The sequence below is a fragment of the Psychrobacter frigidicola genome (assembly GCF_007997305.1).
GTDB lineage: Bacteria > Pseudomonadota > Gammaproteobacteria > Pseudomonadales > Moraxellaceae > Psychrobacter > Psychrobacter frigidicola.
In genome coordinates this window covers 320,703-342,376 of the sequence record NZ_VORZ01000003.1, presented here as the reverse complement: position 1 = coordinate 342,376, position 21,674 = coordinate 320,703, and the positions used below count along the sequence as shown (strand labels likewise).

General features: G+C 41.7%; 21 protein-coding genes. 7 read left to right on the top strand and 14 right to left on the bottom strand.

Annotated features, from left to right (window positions below; genetic code table 11):
* Positions 1 to 327: 327 nt before the first annotated feature.
* From ES754_RS10785 to ES754_RS10775, 3 genes are all read right to left on the bottom strand, one after another.
* Entirely contained in the window at positions 328 to 642 is a 315-nt protein-coding gene (locus tag ES754_RS10785; protein ID WP_227677802.1) for a hypothetical protein, read from the bottom strand.
* Positions 643 to 1,165: 523 nt separating this feature from the next.
* The gene (gene pssA, locus ES754_RS10780) at positions 1,166 to 2,083 is read right to left on the bottom strand and encodes a CDP-diacylglycerol--serine O-phosphatidyltransferase (RefSeq protein WP_227677804.1); all 918 of its coding nucleotides are present in this window, start codon (positions 2,081 to 2,083) and stop codon (positions 1,166 to 1,168) included.
* Between the two features lie 10 nt (positions 2,084 to 2,093).
* Entirely contained in the window at positions 2,094 to 2,969 is an 876-nt protein-coding gene (locus ES754_RS10775; RefSeq protein ID WP_147224179.1) for a 23S rRNA (adenine(2030)-N(6))-methyltransferase RlmJ, read from the bottom strand.
* Positions 2,970 to 3,099: 130 nt separating this feature from the next.
* Here ES754_RS10775 and ES754_RS10770 point away from each other — a divergent pair, with 130 nt between their 5' ends.
* Together ES754_RS10770 and dapE are read left to right on the top strand one after the other, a co-directional pair.
* Positions 3,100 to 3,867, top strand: coding sequence for a 2OG-Fe(II) oxygenase (locus tag ES754_RS10770; protein ID WP_147224209.1), 768 nt, complete (start codon positions 3,100 to 3,102; stop codon positions 3,865 to 3,867).
* A 79-nt stretch (positions 3,868 to 3,946) separates the two neighbouring features.
* Entirely contained in the window at positions 3,947 to 5,194 is a 1,248-nt protein-coding gene (gene dapE / locus ES754_RS10765; protein ID WP_147224178.1) for a succinyl-diaminopimelate desuccinylase, read from the top strand.
* 87 nt (positions 5,195 to 5,281) lie between these two features.
* Here the strand turns inward: dapE and ES754_RS10760 are convergent, their stop codons facing one another.
* The 4 genes from ES754_RS10760 to ES754_RS10745 form a co-directional block, all read right to left on the bottom strand.
* Entirely contained in the window at positions 5,282 to 5,944 is a 663-nt protein-coding gene (locus tag ES754_RS10760) for a hypothetical protein (protein WP_147224177.1), read from the bottom strand.
* Between the two features lie 138 nt (positions 5,945 to 6,082).
* Complete coding sequence (locus ES754_RS10755; RefSeq protein WP_147224176.1) at positions 6,083 to 6,610, bottom strand: GyrI-like domain-containing protein; 528 nt, start codon at positions 6,608 to 6,610, stop codon at positions 6,083 to 6,085.
* An 86-nt stretch (positions 6,611 to 6,696) separates the two neighbouring features.
* Complete coding sequence (gene iscX, locus ES754_RS10750; RefSeq protein WP_147224175.1) at positions 6,697 to 6,906, bottom strand: Fe-S cluster assembly protein IscX; 210 nt, start codon at positions 6,904 to 6,906, stop codon at positions 6,697 to 6,699.
* 82 nt (positions 6,907 to 6,988) lie between these two features.
* Positions 6,989 to 7,525 (bottom strand): acyl-CoA thioesterase, encoded by a 537-nt coding sequence (locus tag ES754_RS10745; RefSeq protein WP_147224174.1) that lies wholly within the window; start codon positions 7,523 to 7,525, stop codon positions 6,989 to 6,991.
* A 282-nt stretch (positions 7,526 to 7,807) separates the two neighbouring features.
* Here ES754_RS10745 and yaaA point away from each other — a divergent pair, with 282 nt between their 5' ends.
* Positions 7,808 to 8,608, top strand: coding sequence for a peroxide stress protein YaaA (yaaA, locus tag ES754_RS10740; protein ID WP_147224173.1), 801 nt, complete (start codon positions 7,808 to 7,810; stop codon positions 8,606 to 8,608).
* Positions 8,609 to 8,756: 148 nt separating this feature from the next.
* Here yaaA and groL read toward each other — a convergent pair whose 3' ends face one another.
* Together groL and ES754_RS10730 are read right to left on the bottom strand one after the other, a co-directional pair.
* On the bottom strand, positions 8,757 to 10,406 hold the full coding sequence (gene groL, locus ES754_RS10735) for a chaperonin GroEL (RefSeq protein WP_147224172.1): 1,650 nt from the start codon (positions 10,404 to 10,406) through the stop codon (positions 8,757 to 8,759).
* 148 nt (positions 10,407 to 10,554) lie between these two features.
* Positions 10,555 to 10,845 (bottom strand): co-chaperone GroES, encoded by a 291-nt coding sequence (locus tag ES754_RS10730; protein ID WP_011279842.1) that lies wholly within the window; start codon positions 10,843 to 10,845, stop codon positions 10,555 to 10,557.
* 535 nt (positions 10,846 to 11,380) lie between these two features.
* Here ES754_RS10730 and ES754_RS10725 point away from each other — a divergent pair.
* Positions 11,381 to 12,061 carry a DUF3108 domain-containing protein gene (locus ES754_RS10725; protein ID WP_420825347.1) on the top strand — a complete coding sequence of 227 codons (681 nt, stop codon included), beginning with the start codon at positions 11,381 to 11,383 and terminating at the stop codon, positions 12,059 to 12,061.
* Between the two features lie 209 nt (positions 12,062 to 12,270).
* Here ES754_RS10725 and ES754_RS10720 read toward each other — a convergent pair whose 3' ends face one another.
* Together ES754_RS10720 and wrbA are read right to left on the bottom strand one after the other, a co-directional pair.
* Positions 12,271 to 12,666: a hypothetical protein gene (locus tag ES754_RS10720; protein ID WP_227677992.1), complete on the bottom strand. Its 396-nt coding sequence runs from the start codon at positions 12,664 to 12,666 to the stop codon at positions 12,271 to 12,273.
* 225 nt (positions 12,667 to 12,891) lie between these two features.
* Complete coding sequence (wrbA, locus tag ES754_RS10715) at positions 12,892 to 13,509, bottom strand: NAD(P)H:quinone oxidoreductase (RefSeq protein WP_147224170.1); 618 nt, start codon at positions 13,507 to 13,509, stop codon at positions 12,892 to 12,894.
* A gap of 204 nt (positions 13,510 to 13,713) precedes the next feature.
* On the opposite strand from wrbA, the gene ES754_RS10710 reads away from it, so the two are divergent.
* The 3 genes from ES754_RS10710 to ES754_RS10700 all read left to right on the top strand — a co-directional run bounded on the left by ES754_RS10710 (position 13,714) and on the right by ES754_RS10700 (position 18,348).
* Complete coding sequence (locus tag ES754_RS10710; RefSeq protein ID WP_147224169.1) at positions 13,714 to 15,228, top strand: YihY/virulence factor BrkB family protein; 1,515 nt, start codon at positions 13,714 to 13,716, stop codon at positions 15,226 to 15,228.
* Between the two features lie 109 nt (positions 15,229 to 15,337).
* On the top strand, positions 15,338 to 16,960 hold the full coding sequence (locus tag ES754_RS10705; protein ID WP_227677806.1) for a DUF2254 domain-containing protein: 1,623 nt from the start codon (positions 15,338 to 15,340) through the stop codon (positions 16,958 to 16,960).
* 119 nt (positions 16,961 to 17,079) lie between these two features.
* Positions 17,080 to 18,348: a cation:proton antiporter gene (locus ES754_RS10700; protein ID WP_147224168.1), complete on the top strand. Its 1,269-nt coding sequence runs from the start codon at positions 17,080 to 17,082 to the stop codon at positions 18,346 to 18,348.
* 113 nt (positions 18,349 to 18,461) lie between these two features.
* Here ES754_RS10700 and ES754_RS10695 read toward each other — a convergent pair whose 3' ends face one another.
* The 3 genes from ES754_RS10695 to ES754_RS10685 form a co-directional block, all read right to left on the bottom strand.
* A complete protein-coding gene (locus ES754_RS10695) occupies positions 18,462 to 19,019 on the bottom strand; it encodes a DUF2127 domain-containing protein (protein WP_227677808.1) in 558 nt (185 codons plus the stop codon).
* The gene (locus ES754_RS10690; RefSeq protein ID WP_201538798.1) at positions 19,012 to 20,223 is read right to left on the bottom strand and encodes a dihydroorotase; all 1,212 of its coding nucleotides are present in this window, start codon (positions 20,221 to 20,223) and stop codon (positions 19,012 to 19,014) included. Before ES754_RS10690 ends, ES754_RS10695 begins: the two co-directional genes overlap by 8 nt.
* 113 nt (positions 20,224 to 20,336) lie before the next feature.
* The gene (locus tag ES754_RS10685; protein WP_147224166.1) at positions 20,337 to 21,419 is read right to left on the bottom strand and encodes an aspartate carbamoyltransferase catalytic subunit; all 1,083 of its coding nucleotides are present in this window, start codon (positions 21,417 to 21,419) and stop codon (positions 20,337 to 20,339) included.
* Positions 21,420 to 21,674 lie beyond the last annotated feature (255 nt).

The following is a 21,674-nucleotide window of genomic DNA, read 5'->3' as shown; positions in this document are numbered from 1 at the left end:
TATAACATAAAATGTAAGTCTGTCAACCCTTTGTTCTAATTCGTTTCAGTAAGTGAGTCAGGTTATAAGTGTGTTACTTATGTCGCTGCTCTCCCTTGCTGAGGGGCGTATTATAGACGCTTTTAAGATGGTGTCAAGGAATAAATCATTCTAATTAAAAGTAATTTATTTGGTTAACTTCTTTCAGTAGTAAACCACTTCCAAAAACGCCTTCCCTTCCAACAGGGAAGCATTATACGCATATTTCAGAGACGGTCAAGGGGGTTAGATGATTTAATTTTATAATTCTTCAATGATTCTAAATATACCTATCAATATAGGACTACATTAAGGGCAAATATTCTTAGTCCATTTACCTGCTTTGCTACCGCGGGCACATTGATATTGGACACCGTACTGAACCCAATGCCAGTTTAAATCAGATGGTTTACCTTCTAACTTAAAGCTAATACGATAACGTTCAGCACTGACACTATCATCCATTAGGCCAGAACGAGTGATGACAACAACGGCTGTCCGTGGCTGAGCTTTTGATGGAAAGAAAAAAGTTTGCGCCAAATCATAGTCCGCATTCACTTCATTAATACTACTATTGATTAGTTTGAGCTTTTCAAGCCCACAAATAATCAACCCTTTTTTCACAGAACACGGCGCTGATGCATAAGTTGCTGCGCGACCATTAACATTTAAACGCTTAAAGTTAGTTGGATTTGCAGCTTCAGCCCGAGATATTACACTTGTTAAATTACTAGTGGCTGCATGCGCAGATATTGAAATGAATGACAATGAAAGTAAAGTGCTAACTATCAACCCTTTCAGTAATTTAGTTGACAGTAAATGAGTTGATAACTTTAAGATAGACGATAACGGGTTAGAACTATTTAATTGCAACATAATAACCTCGGCTTTTATTGTCAAATGGATTCACTTGGATTAACGAATACGTTTATCCAAAGCTTTAAAAAACATTGTCTAATAGTAAAATACTAATAGATATATTATACAATACCATCTTACTAGTATAAGTGTCGCCCAAAACTCTGCGGCAATGTCTATAAAAAATCGCTGCTCAATGAGCTCTAACACGCAAAAAAACCGCCTATTAAAAATAAGCGGTTTTTTCGTTTTTACTGAGGTAACACCTACAATGGAACAGTGATAAAGGTTAACTTTTAGATTTAGCTTTTAAGGTAGTTACAATACCTGATAAGGCGTAGATAATCCCAATCGCTAAGATGCCAACCGGTATGTCATACAGCACTATGCTCATGACTAGTACGCCAACGATAAGCACCACGAACGGAACTTTCTTTTTATCGAACTCTTTAAAGCTATAATATTTTACATTACTGACCATAAGCAGACCACAAATAACGACCCAAGCGGCAAATAAAGTCATCACTAGACTATCGTATTGCCCTACCCATTCGTTATGATCCATCGCCACCATGACAGCAGCTGTTACTAAGATTGCAGCAAGCGGACTCGCTAGACCGACAAAGTACTTTTTATCGACAGTGCCGACCTGCACGTTGAACCGCGCCAAGCGAAAAGCTCCGCAAGCGGTAAAGACAAACGCACAACCTAGACCGATGCGACCTAATGGCTCTAAGGCGAAACTATAAATCAAAATAGCTGGAGCGATACCAAATGCTAACATATCTGCTAAAGAGTCATATTGCTCACCAAATGGACTTTGCGCATTAAGCATTCGCGCAACTCGACCATCTGCGCCATCAAGGATAGCGGATAGAAAAATCGCTAAAGACGCTTGATAAAACTTACCATCAGTACTGGCCAAAATTGAATAAAAACCAGATAATAGCGACAAGGTAGTAATTAGATTAGGGGCTAAATAAACACCACGACTCACCACGCGCTTACCTTCAGCAACTTCTGCTTCAATCACCTCAAAAGTTAGACCATCATAGTTATCATTATTCGCTAGATGAATATTAAACTCATGCTCGTCAACGAAGGGTGGCTGAGTAGCCGCGCTATCCTGTGACAATCCATCACGTAATAAAACATCGTTTGGATTATTGCTATTCGGTTGATTTTTGGGTAATTGCTCAGTAGTCATAACCGTGTCCTTATTCGCCAACTAGCCAGCGCACATTGGTCGCACTATCTGGGGTTAGGTTTGGCGCATCAGCAACTTTAAATACAGGTTGTAAGAAACGTAATATCTCACGAGCATGGTTATCAAACTGCCACGGTGGATTAATAATAAGCATACCAGTACCATTTAGACCGACCGCAATATCATTAGGATAGATATTCAGCTCACAGACAAGTTGACGTCTCATCTCAGTACGTTTTAATTTTTTATAAAATAGTTCTACCGCTTCAATGTTCTTAATAGGGAACCATAACGCATAAGTGCCTTGCGGCCATTTATTATAAGAAGCAACTAACAAATTAATTAGACGCGTAAAGTCTTTATGTTCTTGCTCATAGGGGGGATCAAGGAAAATCAGACCACGTTTCTCTTTTGGCGGAATAACTGCGGCTATCCCTTCGAACGAGCTACGATGATGAATACCGATTGGTAGTTTATGCAACTGGTAGTTGAGCGCATCATACTCACTGGCTTTAGCTTCAAACGCTTCACCGCGAACACCGCCATCAGGATTTTTTTCAACATGATGAGCAATCCACCACGGCGAACCAGGATAAACTTTATTATCATAAGTGAAGCGAGCCTGCTTGATGCCTTCTACATATTCTTTAACAGCGGCTGGCGCCTTTTCAATATCTGCTTTCATTAAGGCTTGGATACCGCCTTTGGCTTCACCCGTCTTGCGCGCCTCTTCACTGGCCAGCGAATACAATCCGCGGCCACCATAAGCGTCAAGCACATAAAAAGGTTTGTTTTTTTGGCCTAATTGGTTAAGCAGTTGTACCAATAAAATGTGTTTAACCACATCAGCAAAGTTACCGGCGTGATAAGCGTGTTTATAATTCATAAGTTCAAAAGTTTAAATAAGAAAAATTGCATCTATGGTAGCATAGGAATAGCGAAAGATAACGAAGGTTTTGGTAAATAGGCGTTGATTGATGGTCGATTGCGAGTTGATGAATAAGGGCGGCGACGAAATGACAGAGATAATCAGCAATCTTGACGTAACAGGTTTAAGCTCAACTGAGTTGACCATCGATAATCCGATAGGTCATGATAATCCGCCACTCCTTACTCCTAATATTAATGATGTTACTGATATACCGCTTACCCAACATGCTCTACAACTGTCTGATTTTGACGTTAATTGGGAAGATAGACTTACTGATATTCAGCTTGATCAGCTTGTTAATAATGGCTGGATAATTATTGACGACGTGTTTAAGTGCAAGGCTTTATTAGCGCTACAAGCTGAAAGTGGCTTTATTGACTATCGTGATGCACAGCTCACTACCGGTATTCGGGTTAGTGATATCCGCGGTGATAAAATCCGCTGGATTACCCCAGACTTATTTGCAGGATATTATTATCTGCAAAGCATTAATGAACTCGCATTAACCCTCAACCGTAGCTTATTCGCAGGCATTCGTCATAGTGAAGCGCATTATGCTTGCTATCCAATCGGTTTTGGCTACCACTGGCATAGTGACAATCCTGCTGGGCGCAATGAGCGCGTTATCTCAGCAGTGTTTTATCTCAACGATGAATGGGCAACCAGTGACGGCGGCGCGTTAGAAGTGGTTGATAATCATGGCAAGCCTCATAACGTCATGCCGGTTGCCAATCGCTTAATAATATTTGATAGCAACCTCCAACATCAGGTGCAAATCGCCCATCGGCAACGCTACTCTATTGCGACTTGGATGCGCCGTGACGGCTTAGTGCCTTTTATTGAAGATAGTTAGTATTGAAAAAATTCAAATAATAAATCATTAGCGTGACCATTAACTGTCATTAATAATGCTAACTGTTAAAAGGTTATCCATGTCAAATAACGACTCAATAGCGAAAATTGCTAACAACAACATCGAAACCATAAAAAAATCTGCAACAGATACTTATCAGCAAGCGACTTTAGCCTTAAGCATCGCCTTGATGGAACGTGCTTCGGTAACGCCTGATGATACCGGTTGCCAAGATGTACTGTCAGAGCGATTGACACGGGCAGGCTTTGACTGCGAGTTTATGTATTTTGGTGATAAAGCCAAAAGCGGTGAACACGCTGAGGTCAAAAATTTATGGGCTCGGCGCGGAATTGCTGAACCCATGATTTGCTTTGCTGGTCATACCGATGTTGTACCAACAGGTGATGAGAGAAATTGGACGTATCCGCCATTTTCGCCAACGATTGCTGATGGCTACCTGTGGGGACGCGGTGCTGCTGATATGAAAACGGGTATTGCCGCATTTACCGTGGCAGCAGAACGTTTTGTGGCAAATCATCCAGAGCATAACGGCTCAATTGCCTTTTTAATTACCTCTGATGAAGAAGGGCCTTCCATTAATGGCACAGTAAAAGTGATTGAGACATTAGAAGCACGAGAGGAGAAAATTACTTACTGCCTCGTTGGTGAACCCTCAAGTACCGACACTCTCGGCGACATTATCAAAAATGGTCGTCGCGGTTCCTTAGGTGCAGTTTTAACCGTAACCGGTAAACAAGGACACGTCGCCTATCCGCATCTGGCAAGCAACCCTATTCATGCTGCCCTGCCAGCTTTGGCTGAACTGTCTGCTGCGACTTGGGATAATGGTAATGACTACTTCCCTGCAACATCCCTGCAAATCTCCAATATTGATGGCGGAACTGGCGCAACCAACGTCATTCCTGAAACCTTAGAAGCTGTCTTTAACTTTCGCTTTTCAACTGAAACCACAGCTGATGAACTCAAAGAGAAAACGCATGCGATATTTGATAAGCACTTCGCTGATAGCAAAGCTGAATATGACATAAGCTGGAAGCTATCAGGCGAACCATTTTTAACTTCTGAAGGCAAACTGGTCTCGGCGTGCCAGCAAGCGATTAAGTCAGTGACTGGAACTAATACCACATTATCAACGTCTGGCGGTACATCCGATGGTCGTTTTATTGCCCCTACCGGCGCGCAAGTGGTTGAGCTAGGTGTACGTAATGCCACCATTCATCAGGTCGATGAAAAAGTTGAGGTAGATGATTTAGGAAGATTGGCGAAGATTTATGAGAGGGTATTGGAGAATTTATTATTGGGTTGATAATTGAATCAGTTTTTTTTGATGTAAGAAAGCACCACTTAATAAGTAAATGGCGCTTCATTTTTCTAGATATTACGTGAATTAATTTTAATCTTTAATATATTTAATAACCATTTGACCCAACGTTGTCATATTAGTTGTACGTTCATTACTTTGAATCAAGCCTAAGCGTATTAACGTCTCTTTATAACTATCTTGTAGAGCAGCTTTTTCTGAATTTTCATTTTCTGATTGTTCATTTAATCCAGTAATAGTTCTAGATATAGGATTCAGGACATCTGGATGTTGTTCAACCCAATCAGAATGTGGACCTTTACCAAAGCTTGGTTCAAGAGAATAGCATATTAACCAAATAACTTCAGGGTCGGTTAGCTCTCTAAATATATTTAGAATTTTTCTTGATTCTTCGTACTTTAAATTTTCTTTAGTTAAGGATTTTTCGAGTATGGATGCAAGTCTTTCTTTGCGTTCACGACTTATCGATCGAGAGGCTTGCAACATACCTTCTTCTAGTAAATCTATTCCTTCTTCACTAGCTAGATTTATTTTAAAATACTCAAGCTTCTCATCAATTTGAGACACTCTTAGATCAAGTGCTTGAAGAAATACTACTATACGTTCAAACCTTAAATTTGGCACAACATTATCAAGCAGTTCTGAAACTAGAGTTCCTATATACGGAAGTGTACCTGCTACTGCTTTAGCAACACTAACCAATCTATCTTTAGAATTTGGTTCTAATTGATTCATTATTACTCCAGAATGATAACTAAGATTTAATGCTACTAAAGTTATTTTTTTGACTCAACTTAAATTTAGGTTAATTAAAAAAAACTGTAAAGACATTTTGTTTAGTTCGCAATAATGAGTATCAAGTTCTAAAATACCCTACTCAATCCCGATATACAGCTCAACCTGACCATATTCTAAATTGCCTTCAACATAGCGCTCAAAATCGACACTATAGGTTCTAGTGTGCTCGCACTCTCGATCATGGAAATACTCCCAAGCTTTCTCCCATGCATTCATTACCGTATTTGGCATATGGCCTTCTTCAGAGAATACTAAATATTTGCCAGCAGGAATGGTCACCGCTACAACATCACTATCATTTGCAGCGCTAAGAATATTCTCAGGACTGAGAACATCGACACTTTCAGCTGCTGCTTGCTCACTCTTAACTTCCCAACTAGCGACTACATCAAACGCGCCTACCAAGTCCTGGCTTTCATAGTTACGATAAATACCATAAATATCAGCACCCTCACTCAAATGACTAACATGGCTTTGATGGAACTTTTGCCACAATCTGCCTAACTTAGCGGTGTCATGGCTGATTTCGGCATTATTAGTAGTACGAATGCTGATACCTTTGCAAACGAGCGCTTCGGGTAGCTGTTGAATGTTTGAGGTCATAATACCGCCTGTGTTATTTAGATTTATGATGTTAAATTTATAATTACTAGAATGGGTGTTTAAGTTTTTCTTAAAGCAGAATCAAATTAATCTGCCTCATCGATCCAGTTCATTTGAATAGACTCCAATATGCCTTCATTTGATTTTTGTGGATCATCATCAAAGCCTTCAAGCTCGGTTACCCAGCGGTGCAAATCAGTAAAGCGCACATACTGTGGATCAGTTTCAGGAAATTTCTCGTAAAGCTCAATAGCGATGTCCAAGCTGTCTGTCCATTTTAAGGGTTGCGGAGTCATAGTTGTTCCTTTAAGTTAAAACACAAAAATAGATACGCTATCCTAGCAAACTTCGCTAAAGGATTATAGCCAAGTTAACCCATTATGAAGTCGGTGCAGACTTTACCGCTGTTTGATGTGTATTCCAAGAAGTAATGACATCAGTAAGCTGCTCCCCGACCATATCAAGGACACTTGGCTTACACTTTCCTTGATTATTCATTAATACAAACTTAGTCATACCAACTGCCATGAGTTGGTTCTTCACAAAAAACCGATGTTCAAAATAAACATACTTATTATCCCAACCGACAACCATACTAGTCACAGTCATTTTATCTAAGAATTTAATTTCTTTAAGATAAATCACCTCTTGCATAGCAATAATCCATTGCACTCCTTTCAACCCCTTTTGATGGCAGCACGCCAGCAGCCACTGGGTAATATTAAGCTCAATAAATGATAAGTAACGATAATTGGGCAAGTGATTGCGAAAACCCATATCATGTGGTAATACGCGATAGTGGCGCACGGTAGATGCTGTTAATACTTCATTACTAAGCGACACACCTACCGACTGCTTGTTAAGTTGCTGCTTTAGCAAACTACTCATCATAAAAAAGCGCAGTAACATATTCATAGGCAGCTCTCTTGTTCATTATTAATAATGGTCAGTAGTAGGTAGTAGCTAGTGGATAATAGTCCTGAGCGCTAAATGTAAACGCATTGAATACAAAAAAAGCCACCTCAGTGACTTTCAAATATCCGCATAGCCCTAAAAAGACATACTCTTGTAGATATTTTACCATCATTGTTAACTTTCAGCAGGTAACACCCTAGACGCCAGCGTTTAGTCTAAGGTACGCTGCATAAGGTTTCATAATAGCAAATAAATATACTGTACTAATAATAAGGAATAACTATGTATTTTGTACTCTCGCCTGCCAAATCATTGAACGAGAAAGATGCCGTTCCGTTAAATATTGGTAATCACTACAGCCAGCCGACACTTATTGACCAATCAGCAAAACTTATCAAAATCCTTAAAAGCAAAGATCCGATAGATTTACAGGAACTTATGAGTATCTCATATGAGCTTGCTACTTTAAATGCTGAGCGCAATCAAGTGTGGCAGCTACCGTTTAATGATGATAACGCTAAGCCTGCTGCTTATCTATTCGATGGCGATGTCTATAACGGCTTAGACAGTTATGGTATGGATAAGGAAACCATGCTGTACTTGAATGAGCACTTAGGAATTTTATCCGGCTTATACGGTGTTCTAAAACCATTAGACTTAATACAGCCATACCGTTTAGAGATGGGAACTAAGCTTAAAAATGAGCAAGGCGACAACTTATACGAGTTTTGGGGTGAGCATATTACTGAGCTATTGAATGAGCGCATCAAAGATGCTCAATCAGAAGATGAGCAAACTGTATTGGTTAATTTGGCCTCGAATGAATACTTTAAGGCCGTTAGGAAAAAAAAACTAGAGGCAGAAATCATCACACCACGCTTTGAAGATGAAAAGAATGGTACTTATAAAATCATTAGCTTTTATGCGAAAAAAGCGCGTGGCCTAATGGTGAAATATGCTGCTGATAACAAACTGACCAATGCTGAACAACTTAAACAATTTAATTTGGCGGGTTATTATTATTGTGCGGAGGCCTCCGATGAGCAAACTTGGACTTTTAGGCGTGCAGAAGCGGACCAGTAATAATTTTAAGTAGTAATAGAAGCTAAAAATCAGTTAAATTAATATAAAAAAAGCCCTAACTCAATGAGTTGGGGCTTTTTTTAGCTGTAGCCATCAATAACAATCATTGATGGTTTTTAGCCAATAGGAATATAAGTTTTAGCGCAGCTTACATCATGCCGCCCATTCCACCCATACCGCCCATTCCACCAGCACCGCCCATGCCAGCCATACCATCATCGTTCTCTGGTAGGTCGGTAATCATAGCTTCGGTAGTCAGCATCAAACCTGCGATAGAAGCAGCGTTCTCTAGGGCTGAACGTGCAACTTTCGCTGGGTCAAGAATACCCATCTCAAGCATATCGCCATAGACGCCAGTCGCTGCGTTATAACCGTAGTTACCGGTACCATTTTTTACTTCGTTAACCACCACTGAAGCTTCTTCACCTGAGTTGGTTACGATTTGACGTAATGGAGATTCCATCGCGCGGCGTAATATGTTGATACCTGCGTCTTGGTCATCGTTGTCGCCTTTTAGCTCAGACAATGCATTCATAGCACGAACCAATGCAACACCACCGCCAGGAACAACCCCTTCTTCAACCGCAGCACGAGTGGCATGTAGCGCATCGTCAACGCGGTCTTTCTTCTCTTTCATTTCAGTTTCGGTTGCGGCGCCAACTTTGATAACGGCAACGCCACCAGCTAGTTTAGCCATACGCTCTTGTAGCTTTTCTTTATCGTAGTCAGACGTTGATTCTTCAACTTGACGACGGATAGAGTCTACACGCTCATCGATAGCTGCTTTATCACCAGCGCCATCAACAATTACGGTGTTTTCTTTACCAACTGTGACTTTTTTAGCGGTACCCAATTGCTCAAGCGTAGCGGTCTCTAAGCTCAGACCAATTTCTTCTGAGATAACCGTACCGCCAGTTAGCGTTGCGATATCTTGCAGCATCGCTTTACGACGATCGCCAAAACCTGGTGCTTTTACCGCACAAGTTTTTAAGCCGCCACGCATGTTATTTACTACTAACGTTGCCAATGCTTCGTTTTCAACGTCTTCAGCAATGATAAGCAAAGGTTTGCTTTGCTGCATGACTTGCTCAAGTAATGGCACGATCTCACGAATATTGCTGATTTTTTTATCAACAAGCAAGATGTACGGGTTTTCAAATTCAGCAGTTAAGCTATCTTGTTTATTGGCAAAGTACGGGCTGATATAACCACGGTCGAACTGCATACCTTCGACAACTTCTAAGCTGTCTTCGAAGCTTGAACCTTCTTCAACAGTAATAACGCCTTGCTTGCCAACTTTCTGCATCGCTTGCGAAATCAACTCGCCGATTTTGGTGTCTGAGTTAGCAGAGATAGAACCTACTTGCGCAATGGCTTTTTCGTCATCAGCAGGAGTAGATAGCAAATGGATTTGCTCAACGGCAGCACGTACTGCTTTATCGATACCGCGTTTTAGATCCATTGGGTTCATGCCAGCAGCAACTGATTTCATGCCTTCTTGCAAGATTGATTGTGCCAATACAGTTGCAGTAGTCGTACCATCACCAGCCACATCATTAGTACGGCTAGCCACTTCACGGACCAATTGTGCACCCATATTTTCAAATTTGTTTTCAAGTTCGATTTCTTTAGCAACAGAAACACCATCTTTAGTGATGGTAGGCGCGCCAAAAGATTTATCGATAACCACGTTACGACCTTTAGGACCTAACGTTACTTTTACGGCGTTTGCTAGGATATTTACACCATCCATCATTTGTTTACGGGCATCGCTGCCAAATTTTACGTCTTTTGCCATGATAATTTGCTCCAATAATTTGGTTAAATAATCTAATGAGATTATTGAGAATGCGATTAAATAGGTTGTCTGTTGTTATAAGGGCTGCACTTTAGTTTTAAACCCTTAATCATTTTCTACTAGCGTATTTCGCAGTAGATAACAACCATTAGCCTTCTAACACACCCAATACATCAGACTCTTTCATGATTAATAATTCTTCGCCGTCAACTTTAACCGTCTGACCAGCATATTGACCGAATAAAACTTTGTCGCCAGTTTTAACGTCTAACGCACGAGTCTCGCCATTGTCACGAATCTGACCGTTACCGGTTGCTAGCACTTCACCTTGTGACGGCTTTTCTTGTGCTGAACCCGGTAATAAGATGCCACCAGCTGTTTTTGTTTCTTCTTCTATACGGCGAACAACAATACGATCATGTAAAGGACGAATATTCATCGATATGACTCCAAAAGTTGATTGTTTAAATGAAAAATTATTTAAGTTAACTGTCTCAAACGCTAATACCAAAACAATCAAATAATAATCTTGGTTATATTATAAGGGTTATAAGCATTGAGCTTGTACCAAAAAATGGGGGCAAGATGAGAGCGCTTCAAGTGTAAAGTCAAAAAATTTACAAGAAGATTAATCGAAACCAGTTCTTCGCTCTGTAATTTCTGCCTGTATTGATTGCTATTAGTAACTTTAGTCACAAGGCGTTACTTAATTTGCTGTCTTGGCCAATTGTTGTAACATCGACTACAAGAGCCAAACGCCAACAAAGCTTACTGCCCTTGAAAATGTAACAACATATAACCATTATAGTTGTTGAGCTCATATCATAGTTATTAAAGCAATCATAAGAGAAGCCTACCTACTATAAATGGCACTACATACGTAAATAAATTAAGGGATATCTATGAACTTATCACCAGTAAAAAATAACTCTATACATAAAAAATCTCGCAGCAAGCTTTTATCTTCCTTAACTATGGGTGCTAGCATTGCTGCTATTGGAGCTTTAAGTATGACCGCCCCTACTATTGCCAGCGCAAAAACAGTAAAACCTTCAAGTGCGGACTATAGCTTTACGGTCGAAGATAAATACAAAGGAACGGCAACCCGTAACTTGAGTAAATCAGGCAATATCTGGAAATATAATGTGAATGCCCGCGTGGCTGGGGTCGCCACTGCCTCGCAAAGTAGCAATTTTGTCCTAGTAGGCGACAATGTATCGCCCACTCAAGCCAGCACGACTTATAAAATATTCGGTGTCGGGCGTACTCATAATCTAAATTTTAATGGTGGTAAAAAACAAGTAGCAAGCACCTATAAAGGCAAAACCATTAACCTGAATATGGCGCAACAAGCCTTTGATGATTTGAGCCTTGAGGTGCAAATTCGCCAAGACTTACTGAATGGTAAATTCTCTGGTAATTATTATATGGCGAAAAAAGATAAAATCGAAAAAACACCGTTTAAAAAATCAGGCACTCCTAAAATTACAGTTCCAGCCGGCACTTTTGATACCGTACGCGTCGACCGTATTCATGATGACAATAGCCGCTCTACCAGCTTCTGGTTGGCACCAAGCCTTGATTATCTACCAGTGAAAGTTAGCCAAATCAACGATGGTAAAAAAATGGACTTAGAATTGACCAAAGTTAATTAATTGGTAACTTATTTAATTTAGCTTAATATGAATTTTATAATGTAAAATCTTGATAAATAAAAAAGCTGCATCCTAAAATAGGACGCAGCTTTTTATTGGCTAGAATTTGGTTGATTAAACCATATCATTAATCAGTAGTAGCAGGTATTTATTCAATAAGCACCTAACTAACAGTTAAATGATTATATAGTTAATAGGCATCTAAATGTCTAGCGAGCACGCGGCTGTTTAACCACATTATTCATCGAAGGTAAGCGTTTTAACAGTAAAAACAGCCAAGTATTAACCAACAGCAATAATACAAAATCAAGCAGATAAACCAAGATTTCAGCCCAGCTACTGCCATAGACACGGGTGAATAGCACTACCCCACTAGCCCCTAAATAAACTAAGGTCACCATACTGTCTATCAATAGCGCATAAGGTGAGCGTCCGCGTAGTATCGACGGGGTTAATACTAAGGCCGGCACCAGCCATAACGCTTGCCATGCAATACCACCGACAATATCAGGATTCATCGGATTAAAAATACTGATTAAAATAGGCAGTCCTAGCAAGCGATAGACCAGCCAAGCTAACCACGTTACCATTAAGCGCTGCTGCATTGGGGCAATAGGTTTACTCGGTTTCACAGGCTTGCTGGGTTTACCAGATGCTTTGGGCGTAGCAATACGACCCGTTATTGCCTCGCTAGGTGATGTCACGTTAGCAACTGCCTCATTATTGCTTGGCTTTGGCGTTTGGTTGTTGACTTGATTCTTAGGAGAGTCGGGCATCAGGTATATTTACTTCCTAGTTTATAGCGTTATGCTTAAATGATCAGGCTTAACTTAGCGCGACCAATCCGCTTGCGCTAAGGCTGTGGCGCTAATAGCAAGGCGACGACCTTGGGCTATGGCTAATTCACGCTCGTCATCAGATACTGGCTGATCATGGGCGGCACCACTGACATGACTCACACCATAAGGCGTACCGCCGCGACTGGTACGGTTAAGCGCAGGCTCGCCGTAGGGAATACCAACTATCATCATGCCATGATGAATCAGTGGCAACATCATGGTCAACAACGTCGTTTCTTGCCCGCCATGCATAGAGCCGGTTGCAGTAAATACTGATGCCGGCTTATTTTGCAGATTACCTGCCAGCCAAATGGTCACAGTATTGTCCCAAAAGTATTTCATGGGAGCGGCCATATTGCCAAAGTGAGTCGGACTGCCTAGCGCCAAGCCCATACAGTCTTTCAAATCATCCATCGTACAATAAAGGTCGCCCTCATCGGGGATGGCGGGCTTGCTCGCGGTAGTTTCAGGTGCAACCGTCGGCACAGTACGAATACGCGCTGTCATGCCAGCCTCTTCAATACCTTGAGCGATGGCATAAGCAAGTGTTTTGGTTGTACCATAACTAGAATAGTAAAGCACCAGTACGTATGGGGCGGCTTGACTCATGAGCAACGCTTCCTTTTAAAATTGCCTTGGTAAGAGGGTCACTATTAAAAGCTAACACTGATGGCTACATTATGCCCGACTCATCAACTGACATGCAAACATAGACCATTAAAATACTATGCATTTCGACACAAAGAATGGGCAGATGCGCCAGGCATATTTTTGTTACACTATTCTCACTTTTACACTGCTTAAATGGTCGACATGGAAAAAATATTAAAAAAACTCCCTTTTTTACAGCAAAGCTGGTTCCAATTTTTGCGATTTTTGACACGGCACTTTTTCGAAGACAACTGCCAACAAAAAGCGGCCTCTCTCACTTACACTACGATGTTGTCAATTGTACCTATCCTGACCGTAATGTTGATGATTCTATCCTCTGTACCGGCATTAGCTTCAGTCAGAGCGCAGATTTATGAAGTTATTTATAGCAACTTGATACCGCAATCAAGCTTACAAGTCAGTAAATACATTAATAGCTTCGCTGAGAAATCAACCAACCTGACCGCTATCGGTGTGGTGATTTTGTTTGTCACCACCATCATGACTTTAACCACCATTGAGCGCGCATTTAATCAAATTTGGCGTGTGGAAAATCGCTCAGGTGGTATCAAAAGTATGCTGCGCTATTGGACAATAGTGACTTTGGGACCACTGGTACTGGGAACAGCATTTATCGCCTCAAGTACCGTACAGAGTCTCAGCTTTTTAAATCGACAAATTGGTGGTTATGGTATTGACTGGGCATTTTGGGTCCAGATTGTATCGATTGGGGTGACGACAGCTGGCTTCATTGGCATGTATTGGTTTATTCCGAAAGCACGTGTGCCAGTAAAGAATGCGGCTATCGCTGGTGTTTTTGTGGCTATCGTATTTGAGCTGCTCAAGCACGTTTTTGGTATAGTGATGAGCAACTTCACCAGCTATGAAGCCATTTATGGTGCGTTTGCGGCCCTGCCGATCTTCTTATTATGGATTTTCTTATCATGGAATTTAGTTTTATTAGGGGTTGAGATTAGCTATACCTTAACAATTTTTGAAACTAAAGAAATTTATCCACGTCATCCGCTACTTAGCTTGCTAGATATGTTGAACTTAGTTTATAAAAGTCATCTAAAAGGCGATTCGGTGAGCGAGCAAGAGCTGCGTAATGTATTAGGCCGAAAAGAGCTACCAAAATGGTATACCTATATTAATTACCTGCAAGACAGCAAACTGATTACGATGACGGTCAAAGAAGAGTATGTGCTCAAAAAAGATTTAAGTAATATGACGTTGTGGGATTTTTATCGCACCCTGCCTTATCCGTTGCCTATTAAGGATGAGCTTGATGAGATGAAAAACCAAGACCAAAAACCGTGGCTAGGCATGTTGGTAAACCGATTTGAGAATACCGAAGCCTGTGCCAGAAAACAGCTCAATTTATCGTTAGCTGAAATATTTGCAAACAGTCAACCTCGCGAAAAAACGCCGGCTGACGATAACGGTAACGATAAGCAAAACCACCATAAGCATAATATCTCAGAGGATAAAACCACTCCACGCTTTGAGGCCGCCGCTTATGATAAAGACAGTAACGTTGATTACGACAATAATAATCTTGAAACCTTGATTCCGGATGACAGTGGCGCGCGTAGCCAGCCATCAAGTGGTTCTAATAGAGGGGATAATAGGGGCAACATTATAACTGAGGCGGACAATCCGACAGTAAACAGGTAGCTTTTAAGCTGTCTTGCTAATAAATAACAGTAGTAATATCTGTATAGAGTCTGACAACGCATCGCATAAACAACAAGAGTTTTTAATATATACATTGGAGCTTATAGCGATGAACAATAAGGCTAAAAACCGGCAGCCTAAAAGCAATCAGCCTAAAAATGTTATGGCAGCCAGTCTAAAGGCGTTCAGACATTTTGTACATCTATGCTCATCACAAACATTAACCAACTTACCTGAACGCATAAAGAACCTTTGGGAAGAACTGATTGGTTCCTATTGGTTTATCCCTACAGCTTGTGTGCTAGTTGGTATACTGTTAGCGCCAATATTAGTGACTATAGATGAGCATTTTGATCGCGAAACGGTCAGAAAGCTCAGTTTTGCTTTTACTGGTGATGATCAGGCAGCGCGCGCTATCATGACCGCTATTGCAGGAGCGGTATTGGGCGTTGCAGGAACGACATTTTCCATCACTATTGCTGTACTCTCTATGGCCTCATCGCAGTTTGGCCCAAGGCTGCTACGCAACTTCTTGACCGATACTCCGAACCAGTTTGTACTTGGCGCCTTTATTGGTACCTTTAGTTACAGCTTACTGGTATTAAAATCCATTCATAAATACGATGTTGAATTTGGTGTGCCGCAACTGGCGGTAACTTTTGCTATTTTCATGGCGATTGTTTGTGCGTTATTACTGGTCTATTTTGTGCAACATATGGTGCATGCTATCCAAGCGTCACATGTTATTCAGGATGCCTGTCATGATGCGCTTAAAAATATTCATTATCGGTATAAAGACACTTGTGATATCCAACACCAACGCGATGTGATGCACCAAGATGTCGAATCATTTCTTACCTGGCCTGCAACACCCATTTATGCTCCGAGCGCGGGCTATCTCCAGCAAATTTATATTGAATCGCTCATTACATTGGCGCAAGACTATGGTGGTGTAATACAGCTGCACACTACTATTGGTAACTTTGTCACTGACAAAAACGTCATGGGGCATTTTTACCAGCGTCCAGCCAGCGATGAAAGCCATTTCCAAAAAACTAAAACCTCTAACTTGGCTGTTATGTCACGTACACCTGATGGTCTGTTTTGGCAGCGCTTTGCCACCTCTATTCATCTCGAACGTCGGCCAGTCCATTCTGATGACATTAATTATAGCTTAGGGCAAATGACCGAAATTGCGGTACGCGCCTTATCACCCGGAATTAATGACCCAAAAACAGCCATTAACTGCGTTCAGTCATTGACTGCCTGTCTAAGTATCATGATGCGTAGGCAGCCACCCAGTCCTTATCATTTTTCTATCCCACCACATAATAATGACTTGCCTGACATCCTCGCCAATCAACCGCGAATGGCAATATTATCCGTTATGACCAACAATCCTAAAATATCCGAGTTTATTGATCTCTCACTTGGAGAGATACGTCGTTATGCTACTGCTGATTTAATGGTGTTAAAAGCACTGTGTCAGGCGATGACTGATTTGAACTATGCCTGTGTCAACAGCGCTCAACGGCAAACGCTACTACATGAGTTGACTTTAATTGAACGCGCAGGAGAAGAAAACCTTAGCTATAGTGAGCTGGTAGTTGATCTAATGGCAATGGGTAAACAAGCGCGACAGTTCATCAATAATACTAACCAACAACACTTTGAATATGTCAGCGAGTTTTCAGACCATATTCATAAAGCGTTACAGACACCCTCAAAGTAAGTTCGCAACGCATTAACAAACTCAAACAAGCGACTGTAAAATAACAAAATCCGCACTGCATATAATTTTTATACTCGTTAGGCTTTGAGCAATTTCTATCGTAACCTGAGACCTCTTTCATGGCATCTGCAACCAGCCTAACCGTATTTGACATCAGCGCCATCTTCTTATCTATTACTGCCTTATTGACCTATATTAATCATCGCTTTATTGGTCTGCCAACAACGATTGGCGTGATGGTCATATCAATACTGTTATCTATTGGCGCTATATTTTTAGGTTTTTTAGGGTTTGATCAACTGATTGATTATGAGGTTAGTTTGTTAGACCAGCTAGATTTCACTGAGGTCTTACTCGATGGTATGCTCTCGATGCTACTTTTTGCAGGCGCATTGCACGTCAATATTGGTGACTTAAAGCGTTATAAGCTGCCCATTGGCATACTCGCGTGTCTAGGCACGGTTATATCCGCAGTGCTCATTGCCAGCGCTATTTATGTTGTGCTGCCGTTACTCGGTTTTGGTCTGCCTTATATTTGGTGCTTATTATTTGGTGCCTTGATATCCCCTACTGATCCCATTGCAGTAATGGGTATCTTAGCGTCAGCAGGCGCGCCGAAAAGTGTTGAAACCGTCATCGCTGGCGAGTCCCTATTTAACGATGGGATTGGCGTGGTTATCTTTGTGATACTGCTCGGTATTTTATCTAGTGGTGATATTCCCACCGTCAATTATGTAGTCCATACCTTAGCAGTCGAGGCCGGAGGCGGTATTGTCTTTGGCTTAGTGCTGGGTGCCATTTTATTTTACCTACTTAAAAGTATTGATAGCTACCAAGAAGAGGTGCTATTAACCCTAGCAGGCGTGATTGGTGGATATGCGCTGGCCAGTCACTGGCATTTATCAGGGCCACTGGCAATGGTAATGATGGGCTTAATGGTCGGTAACCGTGGGCGCGCGCTGGCAATGAGTGATAAAACCCGCCACTACATTGACTTATTTTGGGAATTAATTGATGAGATATTAAACGCGATTTTATTTGTGTTAATCGGGTTAGAGGTGGTGATGATTGCCTACTCAGGCAATTTGTTCATCGCTGCTGGATTGACCATTATCATTGCTCTACTTGCGCGCCTTATCGTAGTCGGCATGACTACTAAAACGTTTAGTAAACAACTCGATTTACCAACAGGCGCGTGGAAAATATTAACGTGGGGTGGACTGCGTGGTGGTATTTCAGTGGCATTGGTTTTACAGCTGCCTTCAGGTACGGAGCGTGATATTTTATTGGCACTGACTTACGCGGTAGTGGTATTTTCTATTTTAGTTCAAGGCTTGAGTATTGGTAAGGTTGCCAAAACTATTTGTCCTAGTGAGGAAAATTGTTAGATGTTTAAACCGTCATTACTATGTGAATAAAGACCAGTCAATTGCCTTAAATAGCAAAAGTCCGCCCAGAGAAATTATCTTTAGGCAGACTTTATGTTATAAAAAACCGATGGTTATAACAAACCTTTGCGTTTCATATTGCGATACACCACAATCACAATGATAATATTTAGCAATAAAATACCCAGTTTAAACCAGTCAAATGGGCTCACAATCAGATAATAGAGTTCAATAGGAATAAATATTCCATAACCCACCACACCAAACCAGTATGCCCACGTTTTATCTTGCCATAGCCCGTAAGCTTCAAGAAAGCGCAAACTCGCATAAGCAAATATTATTAATAAAAACACTGTCCAGTTTTTACTGGCTTGTTGGGCAATTTGTATCGCGCTATCAACTTGCGGGGCCAGCAGCTGACCAAAATATTGCTGCCAAGAATGAGTTGCCGTTGATAGCCAACGCTCCATATCTGCATGCCACTGCCATAATGCTACCGCACCTATCAGCGCACCCACCCCTTTGACGACCTCGTAAATTGCGACCGCTTTAATGGATTCGCTAGACTCACTTACTTGATGTGGGGCGTTACGCTTATCATCTGCTAGCTTTTGTTGTTGACCCGCTGGCGATGGTTGCTGGCGACCATCCTGCTTGGGTAGATTAGCCAAAGAAAGTCTCCACGACGCGGCCTTGCAAATTCTGATTAAAGAAAGGTGTATTTTTACCATTTGATAGCATCGTCTCTGCCGTTACTTGCCATTTAAGGTTAGGATCAACCAATACTGCGCCACCAATATTTTCATATTGGGTCGTAATACCAGCAATTTTTGCAGGATTAAGACAAATTTTATCAACCAGTTGCTCTAAGGTTAATACCTCATCGCGTACCAATTGACAGGCCAGCGCCATAAAGGTATCGAAGTTTGAAATACCCGGTGTACTTTCTTCAAACGGTGCCTTTTTAGCCGTGGCATTTAAAGGCTCGTGATGACTACAAATCGCATCAATAGTGCCATCTGTTAGCCCGCGACGTAGTGCCTTTTGATCAGTGTTACTGCGCAGTGGCGGCAGTACATAGGCCATCGCATTAAAACCTTCCAAATTATCATCGGTTAAATACAGCTGATGCATCGCCACATCACAAGTTACTGGCAGTTTTTTGTTTTTTGCCCAGCGCATGAGTTCTACTGAAGACTTACAGGATAATTGGCTAAAATGAGCGGCAATGCCGGTCTCCTCTACCATCAATAGTTGAGTAGACAATGCAACCGTTTCGGCAATCCATGGAATACCTTGCAGGCCATGATAAGAGGCGATATAACCTTCGTGCGCTACCCCATCTTTTGATAGACTCGGCTCGTCAGGGTAAAAGAATACTTTCATTCCAAAGGTCGCTGCATATTCCAACGTTCGCAGTAGCACCATATCATTAGTAAACGGCTGACGCGCATTAGAAACCGCAATACAACCGCCTTTTTTAAGTCCAGCAATATTAGAGGGACGTGCGCCTTCTAACCCTGCGGTCAATGCGCCAAGGATATGCAAATAGATTCCGCCATCCTCCAATGCACGCTCACGCAACCCCTTCAGTAGGGAGCCATTTTCTAAAATAGGATTGGTATCGGGTGGAATGACCACATGCAAAAAGCCATTGGCGCGTGCCGCCCTTCCTTCTGAGGCCAACGTTCCGTGCTGCTGCTGCCCCGGTTCACGCAAGCGCGCGCATAAATCGACCAGCGGCGGTAGTAGCCACATTTCATGGCCAGCATCTAGATTGGTAAGCTTATCTATCGCTGCAGTGGGTAATGGCTTTCTGAATGCTTTGGGCAGTAAGTTGGTAATTTGTGTATTGGTAGAGAGTGTGTTGGTCATGAGCTTTATTACCGTATTAACAATTAAAATAAGTCGCTTAAGTTCTCAAAGAAATCAGCTACAAAGCGCTAAAAGGGGCATTAAGCGCCTCATTTTAGTCCCTATGTTTAGTGTCAGCTATTCGAGTGTATATCTGCTTGATGAGCGCGTTGCCCTTGCATCGCAAGCGACAAGACAGCCATACGAATAGCAATACCGTTGTTTACCTGCTTTAAAATAACCGACTGCGCACCATCAGCCACGCTGGAGGCAATCTCAACACCACGGTTCATGGGTCCTGGATGCATCACGAGCGCATCAGGCTTGGCCAACGCTACTCGCTCAGGGGTGATACCATAATGCTTATAATACTCACTTGATGAGGCCAGTAAAGGTGAGCCAATACGTTCATTTTGTATTCTCAACCCTATTATGACATCACAATCTGTCACGCAGCGGTTCATATCTTCATAGACGGTTACGCCAAAGCGCTCAATACCTTTGGGCAATAAAGTACGAGGGGCGCATACCCGAATGTCTTTTACCCCTAGCGTTTGCAAAGCGCTAATATCTGAGCGCGCCACCCGTGAATGCTTAATGTCACCAATAATAGCGACCGATAGCTCTTCAAATGGGCGCGGCGCTTCACGGTGGATAGTCAGCATATCCAGCATCCCTTGCGTCGGATGCGCGTGCCAGCCATCACCGCCATTAATAATAGCAATATCAGGGGTGACTTCAGTGGCCATAAAATGCGCAGCGCCTGATGCTGAATGCCGCACCACGAAGATATCAGCCGTCATTGCCTGCAAATTCCACAACGTATCGCGTAAGCTCTCACCCTTTTTAGTGCTAGAGCGCTCAATATCAATATTAAGGACGTTAGCACCCAGTCGCTTCTCGGCTACTTCAAAGGTGGTGCGCGTACGGGTTGATGGCTCAAAAAATAGATTCATCACCGTACAACCGTCAAGCTCAGGACTGTTAATCAGCTGACCGTTTTCATCAAAAAATGTTTCGGCTTTGGCAATAATAGCCTGCAATTGCACCTTGTTTAGACCTTCTACACCTAAAAAATGGCGGATACTACCGTCAGCATTCAGCTGTGGCCGACTTAATGAAGTATTTAATCTTTGATGAATGCTATCGGGATCGAACTTAGCGGTGGCAGATGGCGAAACCGTATTTTTTGTACTGCTATCTATAGAATTTGACATAATGGCGAGTCTTTATTGTCGGTTTATATTGATTTAGTTTATATTGCATTGCTTATAATTACTGATTCATTTTTAGCCATGAGTATAGAGACAAGGACATTTTGCCGCTTATTTGCTACACTTTACCGCAATGATTGCAGCGCTATAAAACAAGTGTCATAAAGAAAGCATTATAAATGCAGCTGGCTGCTTTTTTGCTTGCTACGAATACTAATAGCGCTAGTGTAACTGATTTTATGGTTAGCTCAAAGATAC